Genomic DNA, 18,405 nt, shown 5'->3' with positions numbered 1-18,405 from the left:
TAGTCCACGCACCTGAGACCTGAGCAGTCTGAGTCCTCTGCTGCCGACTCACCGGATCAGTTCGTCGGTGACTCGTCCGCCCTCGGCATCAGAGAACTGTCTCCAGTCGACGCGGGAGTCTCGTCCCCGCAAGTCGACGCGGGAGTCTCCTCCCCAGCCGTCGACGCGGGAGTCTCCTCCCCCGCAGCTGACGCGGTAACGTCTTCCCCCGCTGCCGATGTGGAGACGCCGTGCTCGGCTTCGACCCGTGGCGCCGTTGGAGCATCCGCCGTCGACGTATTCGCGGTCTTCGGATCCGAGGCGAGAAGGATATTCACCCATTTCGCCTTCGGATCCGCGTCAACGAGCAGCGCCTTCAACAGCAGAGTCGCAGGCAGTGCCAGGAGTGCACCGAGCCATCCCAGCACCCACACCCAGAACAGCAGCGACAGGAAGGACACCAACGGCGTGACTCCGACCGACTCTCCTGTGAACTTCGGTTGGATGATCGATTGGATGACGAAGTTGAGCACGCTGTAGGCGATGACGACCCACAGTGCCGACTGCCACCCTCCGTCGACGAGCGCGAGCAGTGCTGGAGGGACGAGGCCGATGACGAAACCGATGTTCGGAATGTAGTTCGTCAGGAACGCGAGCACACCCCACACCCAGATCAGCGGCACATCGATGATCGCCAAGGCAATGACGTCGAGCAAAGCGACGATGAGGCCGAAGATCGTTGCCACGATCCAATAGCGTCGCACACCGCTGGCGAAGCTTCCCAGTGAAGCCGACAGCGAGGGTTTGACGTCAAGGAGCATCAGCATGCGTCTGTCGATGCCCATGGAGTCCATGGCCACGAAGAAGACCGCCATCACGACAGTGGTGAGCAGGCCTGCAACCATCGACACATTGGTCAACAGCGGATAGACGGCATCGATGAGAGATCTGACGTCGAACTGATTGAACTGCTGTTCGAGCACAGTGGAGGTGACGCCGATGTCGGACAGGAACACCAGAGCATTCTGATAGGTCGCGATGAGCTGTTGGCCGTAGCTAGGGATGAGGATCACCAGTTCGGCAACTGACCATGCCGTCAGCCCGAAGAAGCCGAAGATCATCACCAGCACGAGGATCACCGAGACACAGGCACCGATTGCACGTGGGACCTTCAGCCTGGTCAGGTACCTCTGCAGCGGATAGACGACGATGTAGAAGTTGAGTGCCAGAAACACTGGGGCGACGATGTCCTGAAGTCCTTTGAAGAACATCAGAGCATAGGCAAGACCGGCAATCGTCAGGGCGATTACCAGCACCCTGGCAGGCTGGCTCGCATGCCAGGGCCGCTGCTCGCGAGTCAGCTCCGACTGATGCTGCCGGAACTGAGGGTCATCGCTCACTCAGCGCCCTTTCCGCTTCTCCCTGATCCGCATCGACACCTCGATGGGGGTTCCCTTGAACCCGAACGTCTCGCGCAGACGCCTGATGATGAAACGACGATACCCCGGATCGAGGAAACCGGAGGTGAAGAGCACGAATTTCGGCGGCCGAGACTGTGCCTGGGTCCCGAACAGGATCCTCGGCTGCTTGCCTCCACGCACCGGGTGGGGGTTCGCGGCGACGAGTTCCCCGAGGAATGCGTTGAGCCGTCCGGTCGGGATGCGCATATCCCACCCCTCCAGTGCGGTCTCCATGGCCGGGACGAGCTTTTCGGCATGGCGTCCGGTCTTCGCAGAGATGTTCACCCGCGGGGCCCAAGACACGTGTGCCAGGTCCCGTTCGATCTCACGTTCGAGATAGTAGCGACGTTCGTCATCAAGGAGATCCCATTTGTTGAACGCCAGCACCACGGCACGACCAGCCTCGGCGGCCGTCGTGACGATGCGGACGTCCTGCTCACTCAGCGGTTCCTGAACCTCGAGGAGGACGAGGGCCAACTCGGCGCGCTCCAATGCGGTCTGCGTGCGCAGTGCCGCATAGAAATCGGCGCCACTGGCCTGATGTGCACGACGGCGGATACCTGCGGTGTCGACGAATCTCCACTGCTTGTCGCCGAGTTCGATGAGCTCGTCGACCGGGTCGCGGGTGGTGCCGGCGACATTGTCGACGAGCACACGGTCGGAGCCGATGAGCTGGTTGAGCAGCGATGATTTGCCGACATTGGGTCGGCCCACCAGTGCGATCCTCCGAGGCCCACCCTCGTCAATCCGGGTTTCGACGGCGGAGACCTCGGGCAGGATGTTCAGCACCTCGTCGAGGAGGTCAGCGACCCCGCGTCCGTGGAGTCCGGACACCGTCCACGGCTGTCCCAGGCCCAGGCCCCAGAGTTCGGCGGCCATGAGCTCGCCGCGTTCGTCATCGACCTTGTTCGCTGCGAGGATGACAGGCTTCTTCTTCTTGCGCAGCATCTTCACGATCAGCTCATCGGTCGCGGTCGGTCCGGTCGTCGCATCCACGACGAGGACCACAGCGTCGGCCATGTCGACTGCGACTTCGGACTGGATCGCGATGCGAGAGGCCATGCCCTTGGAATCCGAGTCCCATCCGCCGGTGTCGACGAGGGTGAAATCCTTCGTGTTCCATTCCGCCCGGTAGCTCACCCGGTCACGGGTGACTCCGGGAACGTCTTCGACCACGGCTTCGCGACGGCCGAGAATCCTGTTGACCAGGGTCGATTTGCCCACGTTGGGTCGACCGACGACAGCCAGGACAGGATCGGCCCCGCGGGTCTCCTCGGTTTCGTATTCGAAGCCGTAGGCGTCGAGCAGAGCCCGATCCTCGTCTTCGAGGTCATAGCCTTCGAGACCGGCTTCGAGAGCTGTCGCCCTCTTCTCGGCCTCCTCATCGCTGATGCTCTCGAGACGTTCGACCAGATGGTCATCGGGGTTCTCGTTGAATTCTGATTCAGTCATTGTGAGTCCTTCACCAGTTTCAGCACCGTCTCGACCACCTGGTCGAAATCGATGTCACTGGTATCGAGTGTGTAGACGCCTGCGGAGGCTTCGAGGAAGCTTGTTGTCGCTGAGTCCTTGGCGTCACGGCCGGTGACCTGGGATTGGGTGGCGGCGAGAGCCTCGGCGTCGGCGCTTCCGTGGAGCTCCTTGGCCCGTCGGGCCACGCGCACCTCGTCACGAGCGGTCATCAGGATGCGGACCTCGGCATCCGGAGCCACGACGGTCGTGATGTCACGACCCTCGACGACAATGCCCTCAGGTGCGGCGGCGATGATGGTCCGCTGCATGTCGATGAGCTCTTCGCGGGCATCGACGACGGCAGACACGGTCTGCACGTTCTCCGACACCTCGGGTGCACGGATCTCCTGACTGACATCGATTCCGTCGACGGAGACGAAGAACTCGTCAGGATCGGTCGAGATCTCCAGATCGACCCCGCGCACCTGTTCGAGGACGTCGACCGGGTCGTTCACGCCCCGGTTCAGGCACAGCCAGGCCATCGCACGGTACATGGCCCCCGTGTCGAGGTAGCGGTAGCCCAATCGGCGGGCCGTTTCCTTCGCGGTGCTCGACTTGCCGACCCCGCTGGGTCCGTCAATGGCGACGACGCTCATGCAATTCCCTCTTTCTCGATGACGGATTCGGGAATCTGCCATCCCTTCGACAACAAACCGATTTCAAGTTCCTGCTGGGTGGCCGGCACCACCGAGACATCGACGATTCCCAGCTTCTGACCTGGAGCGTGGTCCATCCGGAAGTCCTCGACGTTGATGTTCAGGTCGCCGATGTCCTTGAACAATGTGGCCAGGGTTCCCGGAGTGTCGGGAATCAGGATCGTGACCACAGCATATGTGGTCGGAGCCTGCCCGTGCTTGCCCGGGATCCGATCGTGACCTTCGTTGCCCAACGCAATCGCCTTGGCCAGCGCACCCGTCGATCCCGGGCCCAGTTCCAAAGCGGTGATGACCTCGTCGAGCTCGGTCCGCAGATCCTGCAGGACGGAGCGGACCTCCTCGGAGTTGCCGGCCAGGATCTGCGTCCACAGACGAGGATCGGAGGCGGCGATCCGAGTCACATCCCGCAGTCCCTGACCTGCCAGTGCGACCTCCTCCAGCGGCGCATGCCGCAACTGAGAGGCGACCAGCGAGGAGATGACCTGCGGCACGTGTGAGACCTTCGCAACCGCGGCATCGTGGATGCGTGGGTCGAGGTGGATGACCGAGGCACCGGTGGCTTCTGCCATCGCCTCGACCTCGCCGAGGCGGTTGCGTGGTGTGTCCGCGTCCGAGCAGATCACCCATGGTCGGGCCGTGAACAGATCCGACCGGGCAGCGATCGCTCCCGACTTCTCCCGACCCGCCATCGGGTGACACCCGATGTAACGGTCAAGTTCGCTGCCGTCGACACGTTCACGCACCGATTCGAGCAGTCGTGTCTTGACGCTTGCGACGTCCGTGACCGTCGCATGCGGGTAGGTCGCCAGAGCCGTTGCGATGGTCTGAGCCGCAACATCGGGTGGGGTGGCGACGACGACGATCTGCGGATCCTCGACATTGCTGTCTTCGGCCAGGACCGTTCCTGCACCCAGATCGGCCGCCAACTGCTGAGCCGTCGGTGAGGTGTCCTCGAGGCTGACCTGGTATTTCTGTGCGCTCAGCGCCAGTCCGAGGCTTGCGCCCAGCAGACCGGTGCCGATGATGTGGATTCTCACAAGCCGACGGCCTCGAAGAGCTCGCCGATTTCGTCCGACCGCAGTGGGCGGATCTTGCCCTGCCTCTGTTCGTCCAATGTGATCGGACCGAATTTCGTGCGCACCAGACGCTCGACCGGGTTGCCGACCTCCTTGAGCAGTCGGCGCACGATCCGGTTGCGACCCGAATGCAGAGTCAGTTCGACCACGGACCGACCCGGCGTCGAATCCACGAGCTTGAACGCGTCGACCTTGACGAAGCCGTCGTCGAGGTCGATGCCGGCCTTGAGGCGGGAGCTGACGTCCTTGGCCAGCTGTCCCTTGACCTGGGCCAGGTAGGTCTTCGGGATCTCGTAGCGTGGGTGAGCCAGTCGGTTGCTCAGCTCCCCGTCGTTGGTCAGGAGGATCAGGCCTTCGGTCTCGGTGTCGAGTCGTCCGACGTGGAAGAGTCGCTCGACGCGGTTATTGACGTAGTCCGCTAGGCAGGGTCGACCATCCGGGTCACTCATCGTCGACACGACACCTGCAGGCTTATTCAGCACCAGGTAGACCTTCGCAGTCTGTGTCGAAATTCTCACTGTGTCCACGTACACGGACTGGGTCTCGGGGTCGATTCGGGTGCCCAGCTCGGTCACCATGGAACCATCCACTTCAACCCGTCCGTCGAGGATCAGCTGCTCACATGCACGACGTGAGCCCAGGCCCGCCTCGGCGAGGATCTTTTGGAGTCTCACACCCCCGCTGACATGGGCATCCGACTTCTCGCCCGTGCCTGACGGCGAACGCTGGGAGGCCTTTGCAGAGGTGTTGGATCGATGTTTTCGGGTCGGACGATTGTTGCGCCCGCCTGGCGCTCGGGGATCACGGTATGGACTCATAATCTCCATTCTCTCAAATCAATCGTCAACTCGTGACATCTCCTCGTCAAGATCGCCCAACTCTGACTCCGCAGAGGCCAGAACCTCGGAGTTGTCGGCACCCAGTTCGGCGAGGTCGGCATCCTCGGGAAGGTACGGAGCGATCTCCGGCAGGTCGTCGATGCTGTTCATTCCCAGCGCGTCGAGGAACTGGTGCGTGGTGGTGTACAGCAGAGCCGAGGTGGTCGCTTCCTTCCCCGCTTCGACGATGAGTCCACGCAGGAGCAGGGTGCGAATGACACCGTCGACGCTGACCCCGCGGACCGCGGCGATGCGCGGCCGTGAGATCGGCTGCCGGTAGGCGATGACGGCGAGGGTCTCGAGTGCGGCCTGGGACAGTTTCGCGCTCTGACCCGAGGTGAGGAAGTCCTTGACGATCTCGTGATAGTCACCGCGGGAGAAGATTCGGAAGCCTCCGGCGACCAGTCGGATCTCGAACCCGCGCTGCCTGCCGCCGTGTTCACCGTCGTAGTCGGCTTTGAGTTCGGCGATGGCATCAGTGATGGTGTCCTCATCGAGCCCGAGGGCAGTGGCCAGCTCATTCGCCGACACCGCGGAGTCACTGATCATGAGGACCGCTTCGATCCCGGCCAGAATTTCATCGTCGATCATGACGATCCTCCTTCGTCATCTGAGCGTTCGTCATTGTGGCCTTGGTCGGCTGTCGCATCACCGTCCCACTCCCCCTCTGTGCGCAGGTCCACACCGTCGTCGGTGGACTCGGTACGGGAGATGAACAGTGGACCGAGCGGCTCCTCCTGCGAGAAGTCGCAGAGGCCGACCTTGAACAGTTCCAGCAGTGCCAGGAATCGGGCCACGACGACCAACGTGTTGTCGGAGGTGTCGAGGAGAAGCTGGAAGTCGAGGTCCCCGGACCGCAGCAGGCTGAGGATGTGGCCGCGTTGTTCGGAGACGCTGACTAGGGGCAGGTGGATGTGGTCGACCGCGACGCTCGGGGGCGTGTGGTCACGTTGGAGCACGGTCGCATAGAGTCCCGCCAGCTCGCCTGGGCCGATGTGGATCTCCAGCGGGGGCAGGACGTCCTGGAACTCGGCCTCGAGTCCGACGCTGCGCGGTACCCTGATCGATCCCGCGGCCATGGCGTCGGCGAAGAATCGGCTCACGGACTTATAGGCCCGGTACTGCAGGAGGCGGGCGAACAGAAGATCACGGGCCTCAAGCAGTTCGAGATCGAGTTCCTCTTCCCCGTCCTCATTGGGCAGCAGGCGTGCCGTCTTGAGGTCAAGCAGAGTGGCAGCCACCAGCAGGAACTGAGAGATCTCGGCAAGGCTGGAACCGGCTTTGGCACCGGCTCGTTGTCTCAGACCGGTCGTGTAGGCGATGAACTCATCGGTCACCTCGGCGAGGGCGATCTCCGTGACGTCGAGACGACGTTTGGAGATCAGACCGAGGAGCAGGTCGAAGGGACCGGAGAAGTTCTCCAGCTCAACCTGGAACCCTTCACTGACGGTCTCGCTCAGGGTGCGCCTCCGCGGGCGATGAGCTCCCTGGCCAGGCGACGGTAGGCTTCCGAGCCTGCGTGCTTGGGGGCGAAGCTCGTGATCGGTTCGGCCGCGACCGAGGCATCCGGGAACTTCACGGTGCGGTTGATGACCGTGTCGAAGACCTTGTCGTCGAAGGCCTCTGTCACACGTGACATGACCTCTTTCGAGTGAAGCGTGCGCGAGTCGAACATCGTGGCCAGGATCCCGTCGACGACGAGGGAGGGATTGAGCCTGTCCTGGATCTTCTCGATGGTCTCCACCAGCAGGGCGACGCCGCGGAGGGCGAAGAACTCGGTTTCGAGCGGAATGATCACGCCGTGGGCTGCGGTCAGTGCGTTGACGGTGAGCAGGCCCAGGGAGGGCTGGCAGTCGATGAGGATGACATCGTATTCGTCGGCGACCTTCGACAGCACCCGCGACAGGATCTGCTCTCGGGCCACTTCGCCCACGAGCTGGACTTCGGCTGCGGAGAGGTCGATGTTGGCCGGGAGGATGTCGATGTTCTCGAAATCGGTGCCGACGATGACCTCGTGGGGATCCAGACGAGAATTCATCAGCAGGTTGTAGACGCTGATGTCCAGGTCGTAGGGGTTGACGCCCAGACCGACCGACAGTGCGCCCTGCGGGTCGAAGTCGACGAGGAGCATTTTGCGACCGTAGGCGGCCAGAGAGGCGCCGAGGTTGATCGACGATGTCGTCTTGCCGACGCCGCCCTTCTGGTTGACCATCGCGATGATGCGGGCGGGCCCATGAGTGTCCAGCGGTGCTGGTTCGTCGAAGTCCTGCTGCTCTGGGGCAGTGGATTTCGACTTGGGAATATCCAACGCCTGTTGCGTATTCATCACTCGGATGGCCACCTTTCGTTGCTCTCTGCAGATAACCCTACCGTGCCCGGGGGTGCGAGGTCGCGTACACTTCCCGCAATGTTTCCTCTGACACCTTGGTATAGATCTGTGTGGTCGTGACTGACGCGTGTCCAAGCAGTTCTTGGACGACTCGGATATCGGCGCCGCCTTCGAGCAGGTGTGTCGCGAACGAGTGTCGGAACGTGTGCGGAGACACCTCGGCGTCGAGCCCTGCCAGTTCGCCGGCGTCCTTGACGATCTGCCACGCGCTCTGGCGTGAGAGACGGGTCCCCCGCGCGTTGAGGAACAGGGCACCGGCCGGGGCTGCTGTCCGTGCCTTCGCCGCCATGCTCGGACGAGTCCGCGACACCCAGGCACCGAGTGCCCTGGAGGCGTGGGAGCCGAAGGGCACGATCCGTTCCTTGCCGCCTTTGCCGTAGAGGCGCACGAGGCTGGTCTCGAGATCGAGGTCGTCGAGGTCGACGCCTACCGCCTCGGAGATCCGTGCGCCTGTTGCGTAGAGCAGCTCCAGAAGTGCGGCCGCACGGATCTGTGCAGGCTCCTCGCCGGCGCTCGTGGACAACATCGCTTCGACATCGTCTAAGGACAGCGCCTTGGGCAGACGCAGCCCCTCCCGTGGCGGGCTGACCTCGGAGGCCGGATCCGTCCCCGCCAGTCCCTCACCGAGGGCGAAGCCGTGGAAACGGCGCACCGCGACGAGTGCTCGCGCACGGGTCCGCGGGGCCAGGCTCTCATCGAGCAGATGCAGAGCAAAGGCTTCGACATGCGTCCGGTCGACCTCGCCGAGGCGGTCGATCCCCTGCCCGTTGAGCCAGGTTCCGTACCTGGACAGGTCGCGGGCGTAGGCGTCGATGGAGTTCCGCGAGAGTCCGCGCTCGAATCGCAGCGAGTTCAGGTATGTTTCGAAGCCGCGGGCCAGGGACTGCGGCAGCTCCGGGAGCAGTTCGGCACCATGCCGGGCCATGGCTCAGACCTCAGGCTCGCGGTCGGTCTGAAGCGCCGGTGGCGGCTGGATCTGCGGTTGCACCGGCGGCTTCATCTCCACGGCCGTCAACGAGACGACGGGGTGCATCGACGCTGCGGGTCCGGGTGGGCTTCCCGGCGGCTTCCGCACGTAGGATACGGTCCACCTGCAGGATCGCCAGCTGCGCGATCGAGTTTGTGATCTCGCCCGCACTCACCGCGTCGAGCGCCTCGTCGAGGCTGGCCCACCGGAAGTTGAAGCCCGCTTCCTCTTCGCTGCGTTCGTGTCGATCCTCGTCGGCGATGAGCTCAAAGTCCCTGGCCAGGTACAGCCGGATCGATTCGCTGCTGCCGCCGGGGGTCAGGCAGGAGTCGGTGAGGACTTCCCAGCGTGCCGCCCGGAGATCGGCCTCCTCTGCCAGTTCACGCTGGGCGGCGGCGAAGGGATCTTCGCCGGGCACATCGAGGAGACCGGCTGGGACTTCCCAGAGTCTGGCCCGAACGGGATGACGGTACTGCTGGATGAGCAGGATCCTGCCCTGCTCATCCACACACGCTATGGCCACAGCACCCGTGTGAGCCATCATGTCTCGAACCAGCCCAGTTGCCTCAGGCAGGTCGAAGGTCTCTCGCCGAATGTTCCAGACCGCTCCGTGGTAGACGACCTCGGATGCGGTGATGGTCGGCGTATAGGCCTCGTCTTGCAGATCGCTCATGCGTGCCTTGCCTACTTCTGGGCCTTCAGCGCCGCTGCCACGAGTCCCGCGAAGAGCGGGTGGGGCCTGGTCGGGCGCGACTTGAGCTCGGGGTGAGCCTGGGTTGCGACGTAGAACGGGTGCTCGGATTCCGGCAGCTCCACGAATTCCACGAGCTCTCCGCTGGGTGAGGTGCCCGAGAAGCGCAGACCAGCCTTGGCCAGCTCTTCCCGGTAGATGTTGTTGACCTCGTAGCGGTGGCGGTGGCGTTCGGTGATGAGGGTCGAGCCGTAGACTCCTGCCACGACGCTGCCCTCATCGAGTTTCGCCTCGTAGGTGCCCAAGCGCATGGTCCCGCCCAGGTCGCCTTCGCCTTCGACGATGGACAGCTGTTCGGCCATCGTCGCAATCACGGGGACCGTCGTATCGGGGTCGAACTCGGAGGATGAGGCTTGGTCGATTCCGGCCACATTGCGGGCGTATTCGATGACCATGCACTGCAGTCCCAGGCACAGGCCGAGGGTCGGAATGCCATTCGTCCGGGCGTATTCGAGGGCTCCGAGTTTGCCGTCGATGCCGCGGATGCCGAAGCCGCCGGGCACGCAGATCGCGTCGAGGCCGGACAGACGCTCCCGTGCCCCTTCTTCGGTGTCACAGTCATCGGACTGGATCCACTCCACCTTGACCTTGGCGTTGTTGGCGAAACCGCCGTGACGCAGCGCCTCGGTGACCGACAGGTACGCGTCGGGAAGGTCGATGTACTTGCCGACGATGCCGATGCGCACATGGTGTTCGGGGTGGTGGACGCGTTCGAGCACCCAGTCCCACTTCGTCCAGTCGACGTCGCGGAAGGGAAGGTTGAGGCGACGGATCACGTAGACGTCGAGGCCCCCGTCGTAGAGGACCTTCGGAATGTTGTAGATGCTGGGTGCGTCCACGCAGGACACGACGGCATCGGACTCAACGTCGCATGAGGAGGCGATCTTCGTGCGGATCGAGTCGGGCAGTGCCCGGTCGGAGCGCAGCACGATCGCGTCGGGCTGGATGCCGATCGACCGCAGTGCCGCCACCGAGTGCTGGGTCGGCTTCGTCTTCAGCTCGCCGGAGGGTCCGAGGTAGGGCACGAGGGACACGTGGATGAAGAACACGTTGTCTCGGCCGATGTCGTGCCGGACCTGGCGCGCGGCCTCGAGGAACGGCTGGGACTCAATGTCACCGACGGTTCCGCCGATCTCGGTGATGATGACATCGGGGCGCTCGTCGACGGGACGTTCAGCCTGAGCCCGCATCCGCGACTTGATCTCGTCGGTGATGTGCGGGATGACCTGAACGGTGTCGCCGAGGTAGGCCCCGCGACGTTCCTTGGCGATGACCGAGGAGTAGACCTGCCCGGTCGTCACATTGGCCGCACCGTCAAGATCGACGTCGAGGAAACGTTCGTAATGGCCGATGTCGAGGTCGGTCTCAGCACCGTCTTCGGTGACGAAGACCTCACCGTGCTGGAAGGGATTCATTGTTCCCGGATCCACATTGAGGTAGGGATCCAGCTTCTGCATTGCTACCGAGAGTCCGCGCTGAGTGAGCAGGTGACCGAGGCTTGAAGCCGTCAGTCCCTTGCCCAACGAAGAGGCAACGCCTCCCGTGACGAAGATGTGTTTTGCCGTATTTGTGCCGCCTGGGCCAGTTCGATTCACCACGGGATTTGATCCTATCAAAGTCGGGCTCAGGAATCCGACGATTCGGCGACTTCGGCGTAGAGATCAAGCAGCGTCTCAGAGATCGCGGCCCCGTTGTTCACGTCGATGACGCGCTTCTTCGCGGCTACAGCCTGTGTTCCGCGTCCGGCAGGGTCGTCGAGAAGATGATTGATCTCACTCAGAAGTGCGTCCGTGTCGTCGGCTGCGACGGTCCTCGCCGCGGCACCCCAGATGCCTGCGCGTCTCGGGTTGCCGATGAAGACCGCCGGCTTCGACAGCTGCATGAGGTCCTCATGGCTGAGTCCGGTCATGGTCTCGCTGGCGATGACGACGTCCGCGGCGGCTGCCACGTCGACGAGGTCTCCGGCCGGGGCGACGATGACGCCGCGATCAGAGAACGCGGACTCAATCGTGCTCCGGTCTTTGCCGGTGCCTGTGAGCACCGTGACGACGGGACGGCCGGGCCGCTTCGTGTTGATCTGGTCCGCAGCATCGAGGACCGTGGCCAAAGCTGTGTGGTCACGCAGGGCAATGGGGCTGGCGACCATCCATGTGCCCTCTTGCACGCCGAGTTCCCGGCGCACCTGTGCCCGCGGCGTCCTGACGGTGAGGTCGACGTCGATGTCCGGGTGGACGAGCTCCGCGCGTTCGACGATGGGGACCTTCTCCCCGAAGTAGTCGACGACCGGTTCCGTGGTGCCCAGAATCGCGGTCGCGGTGCGGCCTACGATCTCCGCACCGGTCTTCTCGATGACGCCGGCCGCGTCGAAGGACTCGATCGTCGCAACGATCTTCGGATGCAGTCTGGCCGGGAGGCCGGTGAAGGCGAGCCCGGCGAGAGTCGCAGCATGCAGGCCGTGAGCGTGGACGATGTCCACGTGCTGGTAGTGCTTGTGCAGAGTGAACGCGGTATTGGGATCTGCCAAGGAAAAGCGTCGTCGGGCTGCCAGCTCGATCTCGCGGAAATTGTCCGCCAGTTCCTCGGGAACGCCGAACGTGCCCAGCAGCGAACGGTGGGCGGCGACCGCAACTTTGAAGCCGGCACGCAGATGCCCGAGCACCGCGAGTTTCGCCACCTCGACGACGGGACCCGTGGTTTCGGCGAGTACATGCAGAATCCTCGTGTCTTCGCTGAGTGGGTGGACCTCGCCGGATTCGCTCATTTCCTCATCCTTTTCATTAGATCGACGCTGCTTCTACCCTACCTGGGAGGGCATGAGTTCCGTGTATATGCTCACCAGTTCTTTGGCCACGTCCCTCTCATCGGGAAGTTGTGATCCGCGGGCCTGGGCGCGCGCGGCCAGATCGGCCCTGCGAGCGGGATCAGCGGCCAGTTCACCGATGGCTGCGGCAAGGGCCGTATCGTCATCGTCGTCGATGAGAATACCCGCATCACCGACGAGTTCGGCGCTCCCACCGGTGTTGGTGGCGATGATGGCCCGCCCGGAGATCAGTGCCTCCTGCAGCACCAGTGCACGGGCCTCCCAGACGCTGGTGAGGACGTAGAGATCGGCCGCCGAGTTCAGCGCGGCGATATCGTCTCGCGGACCGAGGAAATGCAGAGCAGGCACCGCCGAGGTGGCGGCGAGGTCCTCGTACTGCGAACGGACTTCGTCGAGGACGCTCTGGTCTGCGGCTCCCGCAATGAGGAAAACGAGTTCAGGTGTTTGAGGTTCAGCGGGCTCAGATGACTCAGGCGCGCCGAGGTGGCCCAACGCCCGGACGAGCATCGGATAGTTCTTCTGCGGTGCGACACGACCGACGGCGAGCACGAGGACGGCGTCGGGCCCGAAGCCGAACTCCTCGGCCAGTGCCGCACGGGTGGCAACAGCCGCCTCGGCGGGGATCTCGTGGACCTCCGGTGCTGCGGCGGGCAGGAACCGGGCATCGCGGGCACCAAGGTCATGGGCCCGGACCACGAGGTCGGTGCTGGCCCCCAGTGTCAGGTCCGCTCCCCTGGCCAGCAGGGTCTCGATGCCGGTTTCGACGTGGGCCCTGGCTCCGCGGCCGCTGGCTCGGTTGTGCAGGCTGATGATGAAGCTGGGGCGGTGCCGGGGGCGCAGGGTGCGCGAGGCGAGGAGAGCGATGAAGCCAGCGCGGAAGCCGTGAGCGTGGACGATATCGGGTCCGAAGCTGCGGATCGCACGTCGGAGTCGGATGATCAGGGCCGCATCCTGGGCACCGATCCCGGTTCCCATGTCGAGTGCGGCGAACCGGACGCCGGGCAGCGAGGAGAAGCCGAAGTGCTCGTCGGTCTGGGCCGGTCCGATGACCCCGATTTCATGCCCGGCGGCGGCCACATCCCGGGCCAGGGCCCGCACATGGGTGCCGACTCCCCCGGTCGATGTTCCGAGCACGTAGACGATTCTCATCTCTCATCCTCATTCTTTCTCGCAGTGGTCGGCCCGGCGGGCGAATCTGCTGTGGTTGTCTGCTCAGGACCACCTCGGCGATTCGACAGCAGACGGCGAACCTCGGTGAGGTAGCTGCGGTCGAATGTGATGATGGTGATGAAGATCGCACAGCCGACGAGCGCGGAGATCACGCCATTGGCCACCGAGGGCCATGCGTCGGTGCCGAAGAAGCCGGCCAACCACTGCGTGACGACGACGCCTGCGATCGAGGCCACCGTCGCAGCCAGCAGAGACAGCAGACCACGGCGCAGAATTCTCTGCAGACCGGCTGCTCCCAGCACTCGGCGCATCGAGATGAGCAGCGACAGACCCGCCACGCTCATGCCGAGGACATAGCCGATGCAGATCGCCACCAGGGTCCGGCCCGGATCTCCGGCGGCGTCGGTGACCAGGATCGCGAGCACCATTCCGACGATGACGAGGAGCCACCCCGCCGTTGTCGCCGCTGCAGAGTATCGGGAACGTTCCATGGCGTAGAAGACGCGTGTGCCCCAGGCGACGAAGGACCAGCCGGGGACGGCGAGGGCCATGACCATGATGGCCTGACTCATCGAAGCAAAGGGCACATCCGTGTGGTCTCCGGCTGCATCGATGGCGGTGAAGAAGGTCTCCAGTGAGGCTGCAGCGCTCATCAGGATCACCGTGCCCAACAGCCCGATGCTGATGATCACGGCCGAGGTGGTCGAGGTCAGCTGGTGGAGTCGGACCTGTGCCGCTTCGCGATCCTCGGGGCTCGATTCGGGATCGGTCGTTCTCCCCACCCACCCGGACAGCGCGGGGAACATCACCGTTGCCACAGTCACCGCGAGGACCGCATAGGGCAGGAGATAGACCGCATTGACGTAGCTGAAGAGGACGAAGGTGCCCTTGCCGCCGGACTGGTTCGACAGCATCAGGGTCACCAGCACGGCACCCTGCTGGGCAAGCAGAGCCGCCATGCCCGCACCGGCCAGGCGCAGTGCCCGGTGTGCGACTCCGGGTGGAAAGGCCCAGGTGGGTGAGATCTTCAGACCGGTCGAACGCATCGGCAGGGCCAGCGGCAGTGCGAGGGCCGCAACACCGATCGTGGTGCCCCAACCGAGCCAGCCGATATGGGACCGCCACGTCTCATCGGTGCCGCCGACCGTCTCGTAGGCGATGTAGCAGCCGATCACGACGAGGCTGGAGAGCAACGGCGCGAAGGCCGGCCAGAGGAACTTCCGATGCGCCTGGAGCACACCGGTGAGGACTGCGCCGATGCCGTAGAGGACGAGTTGAGGCGCGAACATCAGCAGGAAGATCGCTGTCGCCGCCTGTTCCTCCGCACCGTCTTTGATGAGCAGATGGGCGATCGGGTCGGCGAAGACGGCCAGAACGATGCTGATCGGCAGAGTCACGGACACGGCCCAGGTCAGAAGCGCCGAGGCGATCTTGCCGGCCGTCTCCTTGTCCGACCTGGCCAGCGGTATCGCCAACAGCGGAATGATGGCACCGGCCAGGGCACCGCCGGCGACAACCTCGAAGAGGATGTTCGGCACCTGGTTCGCCGATTGATAAGCGGTGCCGACGGTGCCGGCTCCCACCGTGGGAGAGAACACCAGCCACCGGAGGAAGCCGACGAGTCGGGTGGCAAGAGTGACGACCGAGACGAGCAGCGCCGCAGAGGCGAAGACTCGAACCAGCTTACTCACACGGTCTCGCGTCCGAAGGCGTCGATCTCACGCAGTCCGGGGGTGGATTCGATGATCGAGGTGAACGAGACCTTCTCACTCAGCAGGGTGAGACCGACCAGGCCGGACAGAACCAGGCCACGCTGCGTGGCAGTCGAATTTTCAGCGACGATCGTGCCCAATGCGGCTCCGAGGGCGTTGGCACCGGTGTCACCGAGCATCACCGCACCGTCGAGATCGTCTGGCCACGCCGCCGCACTGGACCCGGCGATGGCCGCGCTGGGCGCCCACGTCAGGCCGTGCTTGTGCGGCATGAAGGCCAGCGTCAGCAGGCCCGCTTTGAGTGCGCGTCCGGGGCGCAGGTCGAGCAGGTTGAACAGGTTCGCTGTGCCGGCGATGACTCCCCCGGTGACGACGACGTCGACCGTGGAGCCCAACCAGGTCTGGTTCGGCGTCGTTGCCCTCGACAAGAACGGCCCGTGGCTGCTTCTGCCGGTCCGCAGAATCGTCGCGGCGGCGATCGAGGCCAGGGGGATTCCGATGACCTTGATCCCGCCGGTCGTGATCTGACCATGGGCCAGGGCGCTGAGGTGGCCGCGCAGACCCTTCGAGCCACCGGATTCGAGGAAGTCATCAACCGCGCCCAAACCGCCGGCGACGGTGGTCACCAGCAGGGTCGCAGCGCGTTGCCGTGGTGCTTCGATGAGGAGGCTGCCTGCGACCAGTCCCGCAGTGACCGCGGGTCCTTCGACGAGCGAGACGTCATCGCCGGCATGGTTCGTGCGCACGACCTTCTCGTGTGTGCGCAGCTTCGAGGTCAGGATGGCCCTGGTCGCCGTGTACCCGAGGAGGCCGGCGACGGCGGAGCTGACAAGTGAGCGGATCATCTCAGTCCTTCCCTGGCATGATCTCTTCGGCATCGTCGGAGAATCCGTAGTGGCCGTGAGTCCCGGCCACGCCTGCGGCAAGCGCCCGGACGGTGATGACCGCACCTGCACCCAGTCCGAGTCCGTCGACGGTGCTGGCCCGCGATTTCTCGGTCCGGAGGACCGAGACGAGCCCGTTCTGGGCCGAGCCGGCGTCTCCTGCCACGACCACCGACGTCGACTCCGATGTCAGCGAATTGATGAAGTCGGTGATGAGGGTGCGTGTGGCTTTGTCGTCGGTGGCCTCCGGGCTGGGCTCTGTGTCGTCGGCGAGCGTCGAGTTCTCGTCGTCGATGACGACGAAGAGCGAGGTCGGCTTGTGGTCGGTGTCGGTGCGCAGGCGACCCGCATCGACGAAGGCGTCGAAGAGAGCGGAGGATTTCTTCTCTGCCGCGACGCGATCCTTGCCTTTTTCGAGCATCGAGGCGTTGCCGGTCATTGCGATGACGAGCGCGGATCGCATCGCTGTGGAATCGTCTTTGGGCAGACTCGGCACCAGGTCTCGCAAGGTCGTGAGGAAGGCTGTGGAGTCGGCCAGTGACAGGGTGCTGTCCACGAAGGAGACGTCGCCGCCGATCGTCCCGCCAGCTTCCTTGATTCGGTTGGTGATCTCTTCGACCTGCTCGGAGTCGGCCTTCGGAGCGCTGATGATGCTGACGTCTTCGCCCTTCAACGTGTCGCCGATGAGCTCAGGGGCCGCAGAGGTCACGAAGTCGTTCTGCTTGTCGATATTGCCGTTGGCTGCCTCGATCTTCGCGCGCAGATCGTCGCGGTCTGCACGCAGTGAGTCGACCTGGCTCTGCAGCGACTCACCGATCGGCTCCTTCAGGGGTCCAGCGCCCAGCACGATTCCCACCGCCAGGGCGAGAAACACCGAGACGAGAGAGACAAGATGGTAACGAAAATCAATCACTGGTCAGTCCTTGGAAGATGCTGGCAGATTCTAACGATGCAGCGGGGTCGCCGCCGAACAGGGAGCCGAACCATCCGAAGACTCCGTCGAGTTGGGCTCCGATGAGCCCGATGAGGGTCTGCCCGGCCGCGGTCGCAAACAGGGCCACGCCGAGTGCGACGAGGCCTGCGATGATCAGGACGCTCAGCTGCAGGCTGGAGATCCTCTGTCGGTACAGCAGTGAGACGCCTTTGGCGTCGATGAGCTTCGAGCCCACCCGCAATCGCGTGATGAATGTCGAGGCCATGCCCTTGCGGCCCTTATCGAGGAACTCCATGACGGTGTCGTGTGTGCCCACGGCCACGATCAGGCTGGCACCCTTATCGTCGGCGAGGAGCATCGCGATATCCTCACTGGTGCCCGAGGCGGCGAAGGCCACACAGTCGACGCCCAGGGAATGGACGCGCTCAGTTCCGGGCGCGTTTCCGTCCCGGTAGGCGTGGACGACGATCTCCGCACCGGAGGTCAGCGCGGTGTCGGAGACGGAGTCCATGTCCCCAACGATCATGTCGGGCTTGTATCCGGCTTCGATGATGGCGTCGGCTCCACCGTCGACGCCGACGAGGAGCGGGCGATATTCCCGAATGTAGGAACCGAGGATCGCGAGGTCCTCTTTGTAGTGGTAGCCGCGGACGACGATGAGGACGTGTCGGTCCTCGAACTTCGTGGCCACCTCGGGAACGACGAGTTCGGCCGAGAGCAGGTCTGAGTCCTTGCGGATGTATTCGATCGTGTTGTCGACGAAGTCCACGAGCACGGAGTTCATTCCGGCTTCGGCTTCGTGCATGTCCTCCGCGATCGACTCCGAGGTCTGGACGATGCCGGTGGCGATCTCTGTCTCGTCGAGGAACACCGTGTCGTCGGCAATGCTGATCTGGGAGTTCTCCTCGACTAAGTCGAAGATCTCCGGACCGGTGGCGTCGATGAGAGGGATTCCGGCGTCGATGATGATTCCCGGTCCCAGGTTGGGGTACCGGCCGGAGATCGACTTGTCCGCGTTGATGACTGCCGCGGGTTTGCAGCCAACGAGTGCTTCGGCGGAGACCCGGTCGATGTCGGCGTGTTTGATGACCGCGATATCGCCTGCGCTCAAACGCTTGGTGAGGTCTTTCGTCCGCCGATCGAGCCTGGCTGGAGCCGGGCCCGACCTGGTCGGGACTGTGGGCTTCTCCCGGGTTCTACGCGCTTTCATGGTCCG

Annotated in this window: 17 protein-coding genes; all 17 read right to left on the bottom strand. The window is 64.0% G+C overall.

All coding sequences use genetic code 11. The features are described 5' to 3' along the window. Nucleotides 1-56: 56 nt before the first annotated feature. The 17 genes from BANT918_RS00130 to steA all read right to left on the bottom strand — a co-directional run bounded on the left by BANT918_RS00130 (nucleotide 57) and on the right by steA (nucleotide 18,399). On the bottom strand, nucleotides 57-1,379 hold the full coding sequence (locus tag BANT918_RS00130) for an AI-2E family transporter (protein WP_101618427.1): 1,323 nt from the start codon (nucleotides 1,377-1,379) through the stop codon (nucleotides 57-59). Continuing rightward, a complete protein-coding gene (gene der, locus BANT918_RS00125) occupies nucleotides 1,380-2,891 on the bottom strand; it encodes a ribosome biogenesis GTPase Der (RefSeq protein WP_101618426.1) in 1,512 nt (503 codons plus the stop codon). Next, nucleotides 2,888-3,547, bottom strand: a complete 660-nt coding sequence (cmk, locus tag BANT918_RS00120) for a (d)CMP kinase (protein ID WP_101618425.1) — start codon at nucleotides 3,545-3,547, stop codon at nucleotides 2,888-2,890. The genes der and cmk overlap by 4 nt, the downstream gene beginning before the upstream one ends. Further along, on the bottom strand, nucleotides 3,544-4,644 hold the full coding sequence (locus BANT918_RS00115; protein ID WP_101618424.1) for a prephenate dehydrogenase: 1,101 nt from the start codon (nucleotides 4,642-4,644) through the stop codon (nucleotides 3,544-3,546). Before BANT918_RS00115 ends, cmk begins: the two co-directional genes overlap by 4 nt. Then, complete coding sequence (locus BANT918_RS00110) at nucleotides 4,641-5,501, bottom strand: pseudouridine synthase (protein ID WP_233429186.1); 861 nt, start codon at nucleotides 5,499-5,501, stop codon at nucleotides 4,641-4,643. The genes BANT918_RS00115 and BANT918_RS00110 overlap by 4 nt, the downstream gene beginning before the upstream one ends. An 18-nt stretch (nucleotides 5,502-5,519) precedes the next feature. After that, nucleotides 5,520-6,152 (bottom strand): SMC-Scp complex subunit ScpB, encoded by a 633-nt coding sequence (gene scpB, locus BANT918_RS00105; RefSeq protein WP_101618423.1) that lies wholly within the window; start codon nucleotides 6,150-6,152, stop codon nucleotides 5,520-5,522. Beyond that, on the bottom strand, nucleotides 6,149-6,943 hold the full coding sequence (locus BANT918_RS00100; RefSeq protein WP_267892059.1) for a segregation and condensation protein A: 795 nt from the start codon (nucleotides 6,941-6,943) through the stop codon (nucleotides 6,149-6,151). Before BANT918_RS00100 ends, scpB begins: the two co-directional genes overlap by 4 nt. A gap of 74 nt (nucleotides 6,944-7,017) precedes the next feature. Then, nucleotides 7,018-7,887, bottom strand: coding sequence for a ParA family protein (locus BANT918_RS00095; RefSeq protein WP_101618421.1), 870 nt, complete (start codon nucleotides 7,885-7,887; stop codon nucleotides 7,018-7,020). Nucleotides 7,888-7,927: 40 nt separating this feature from the next. Further along, entirely contained in the window at nucleotides 7,928-8,875 is a 948-nt protein-coding gene (gene xerD, locus BANT918_RS00090; protein ID WP_101618420.1) for a site-specific tyrosine recombinase XerD, read from the bottom strand. 10 nt (nucleotides 8,876-8,885) lie between these two features. Further along, on the bottom strand, nucleotides 8,886-9,590 hold the full coding sequence (locus tag BANT918_RS00085; protein WP_233429184.1) for an NUDIX domain-containing protein: 705 nt from the start codon (nucleotides 9,588-9,590) through the stop codon (nucleotides 8,886-8,888). Nucleotides 9,591-9,601: 11 nt separating this feature from the next. After that, complete coding sequence (locus BANT918_RS00080) at nucleotides 9,602-11,284, bottom strand: CTP synthase (RefSeq protein WP_418904332.1); 1,683 nt, start codon at nucleotides 11,282-11,284, stop codon at nucleotides 9,602-9,604. Between the two features lie 8 nt (nucleotides 11,285-11,292). Then, entirely contained in the window at nucleotides 11,293-12,429 is a 1,137-nt protein-coding gene (locus BANT918_RS00075; protein WP_101618418.1) for a glycosyltransferase, read from the bottom strand. Between the two features lie 33 nt (nucleotides 12,430-12,462). Next, complete coding sequence (locus BANT918_RS00070) at nucleotides 12,463-13,638, bottom strand: glycosyltransferase family 4 protein (RefSeq protein ID WP_101618417.1); 1,176 nt, start codon at nucleotides 13,636-13,638, stop codon at nucleotides 12,463-12,465. Beyond that, entirely contained in the window at nucleotides 13,635-15,350 is a 1,716-nt protein-coding gene (gene murJ / locus BANT918_RS00065; RefSeq protein ID WP_101618416.1) for a murein biosynthesis integral membrane protein MurJ, read from the bottom strand. Before murJ ends, BANT918_RS00070 begins: the two co-directional genes overlap by 4 nt. After that, entirely contained in the window at nucleotides 15,347-16,216 is an 870-nt protein-coding gene (locus BANT918_RS00060; RefSeq protein WP_101618415.1) for a hypothetical protein, read from the bottom strand. Before BANT918_RS00060 ends, murJ begins: the two co-directional genes overlap by 4 nt. A gap of 1 nt (nucleotide 16,217) precedes the next feature. Continuing rightward, nucleotides 16,218-17,168, bottom strand: coding sequence for a copper transporter (locus BANT918_RS00055; RefSeq protein ID WP_101618414.1), 951 nt, complete (start codon nucleotides 17,166-17,168; stop codon nucleotides 16,218-16,220). Continuing rightward, nucleotides 17,161-18,399, bottom strand: coding sequence for a putative cytokinetic ring protein SteA (gene steA, locus BANT918_RS00050; RefSeq protein ID WP_101618413.1), 1,239 nt, complete (start codon nucleotides 18,397-18,399; stop codon nucleotides 17,161-17,163). The genes BANT918_RS00055 and steA overlap by 8 nt, the downstream gene beginning before the upstream one ends. Between the last annotated feature and the right edge of the window lie 6 nt (nucleotides 18,400-18,405).

Source organism: Brevibacterium antiquum CNRZ 918, assembly GCF_900169145.1.
Classification (GTDB): Bacteria; Actinomycetota; Actinomycetes; order Actinomycetales; family Brevibacteriaceae; genus Brevibacterium; species Brevibacterium koreense.
The sequence above is the reverse complement of the archived record's forward strand: the minus strand, read 5'-3'. Positions and strand labels throughout refer to the sequence as shown.

Bases quoted from the DNA above. Each gene is read 5' to 3' on its own strand.
- BANT918_RS00075 (WP_101618418.1), bottom strand. From the start codon at position 12,429: ATGAGCGAATCCGGCGAGGTCCACCCACTCAGCGAAGACACGAGGATT.
- BANT918_RS00070 (WP_101618417.1), bottom strand. From the start codon at position 13,638: ATGAGAATCGTCTACGTGCTCGGAACATCGACCGGGGGAGTCGGCACC.
- BANT918_RS00085 (WP_233429184.1), bottom strand. From the start codon at position 9,590: ATGAGCGATCTGCAAGACGAGGCCTATACGCCGACCATCACCGCATCC.
- BANT918_RS00060 (WP_101618415.1), bottom strand. From the start codon at position 16,216: ATGATCCGCTCACTTGTCAGCTCCGCCGTCGCCGGCCTCCTCGGGTAC.
- der (WP_101618426.1), bottom strand. From the start codon at position 2,891: ATGACTGAATCAGAATTCAACGAGAACCCCGATGACCATCTGGTCGAA.
- BANT918_RS00110 (WP_233429186.1), bottom strand. From the start codon at position 5,501: ATGAGTCCATACCGTGATCCCCGAGCGCCAGGCGGGCGCAACAATCGT.
- xerD (WP_101618420.1), bottom strand. From the start codon at position 8,875: ATGGCCCGGCATGGTGCCGAACTGCTCCCGGAGCTGCCGCAGTCCCTG.
- cmk (WP_101618425.1), bottom strand. From the start codon at position 3,547: ATGAGCGTCGTCGCCATTGACGGACCCAGCGGGGTCGGCAAGTCGAGC.
- scpB (WP_101618423.1), bottom strand. From the start codon at position 6,152: ATGATCGACGATGAAATTCTGGCCGGGATCGAAGCGGTCCTCATGATC.
- steA (WP_101618413.1), bottom strand. From the start codon at position 18,399: ATGAAAGCGCGTAGAACCCGGGAGAAGCCCACAGTCCCGACCAGGTCG.
- BANT918_RS00095 (WP_101618421.1), bottom strand. From the start codon at position 7,887: ATGAATACGCAACAGGCGTTGGATATTCCCAAGTCGAAATCCACTGCC.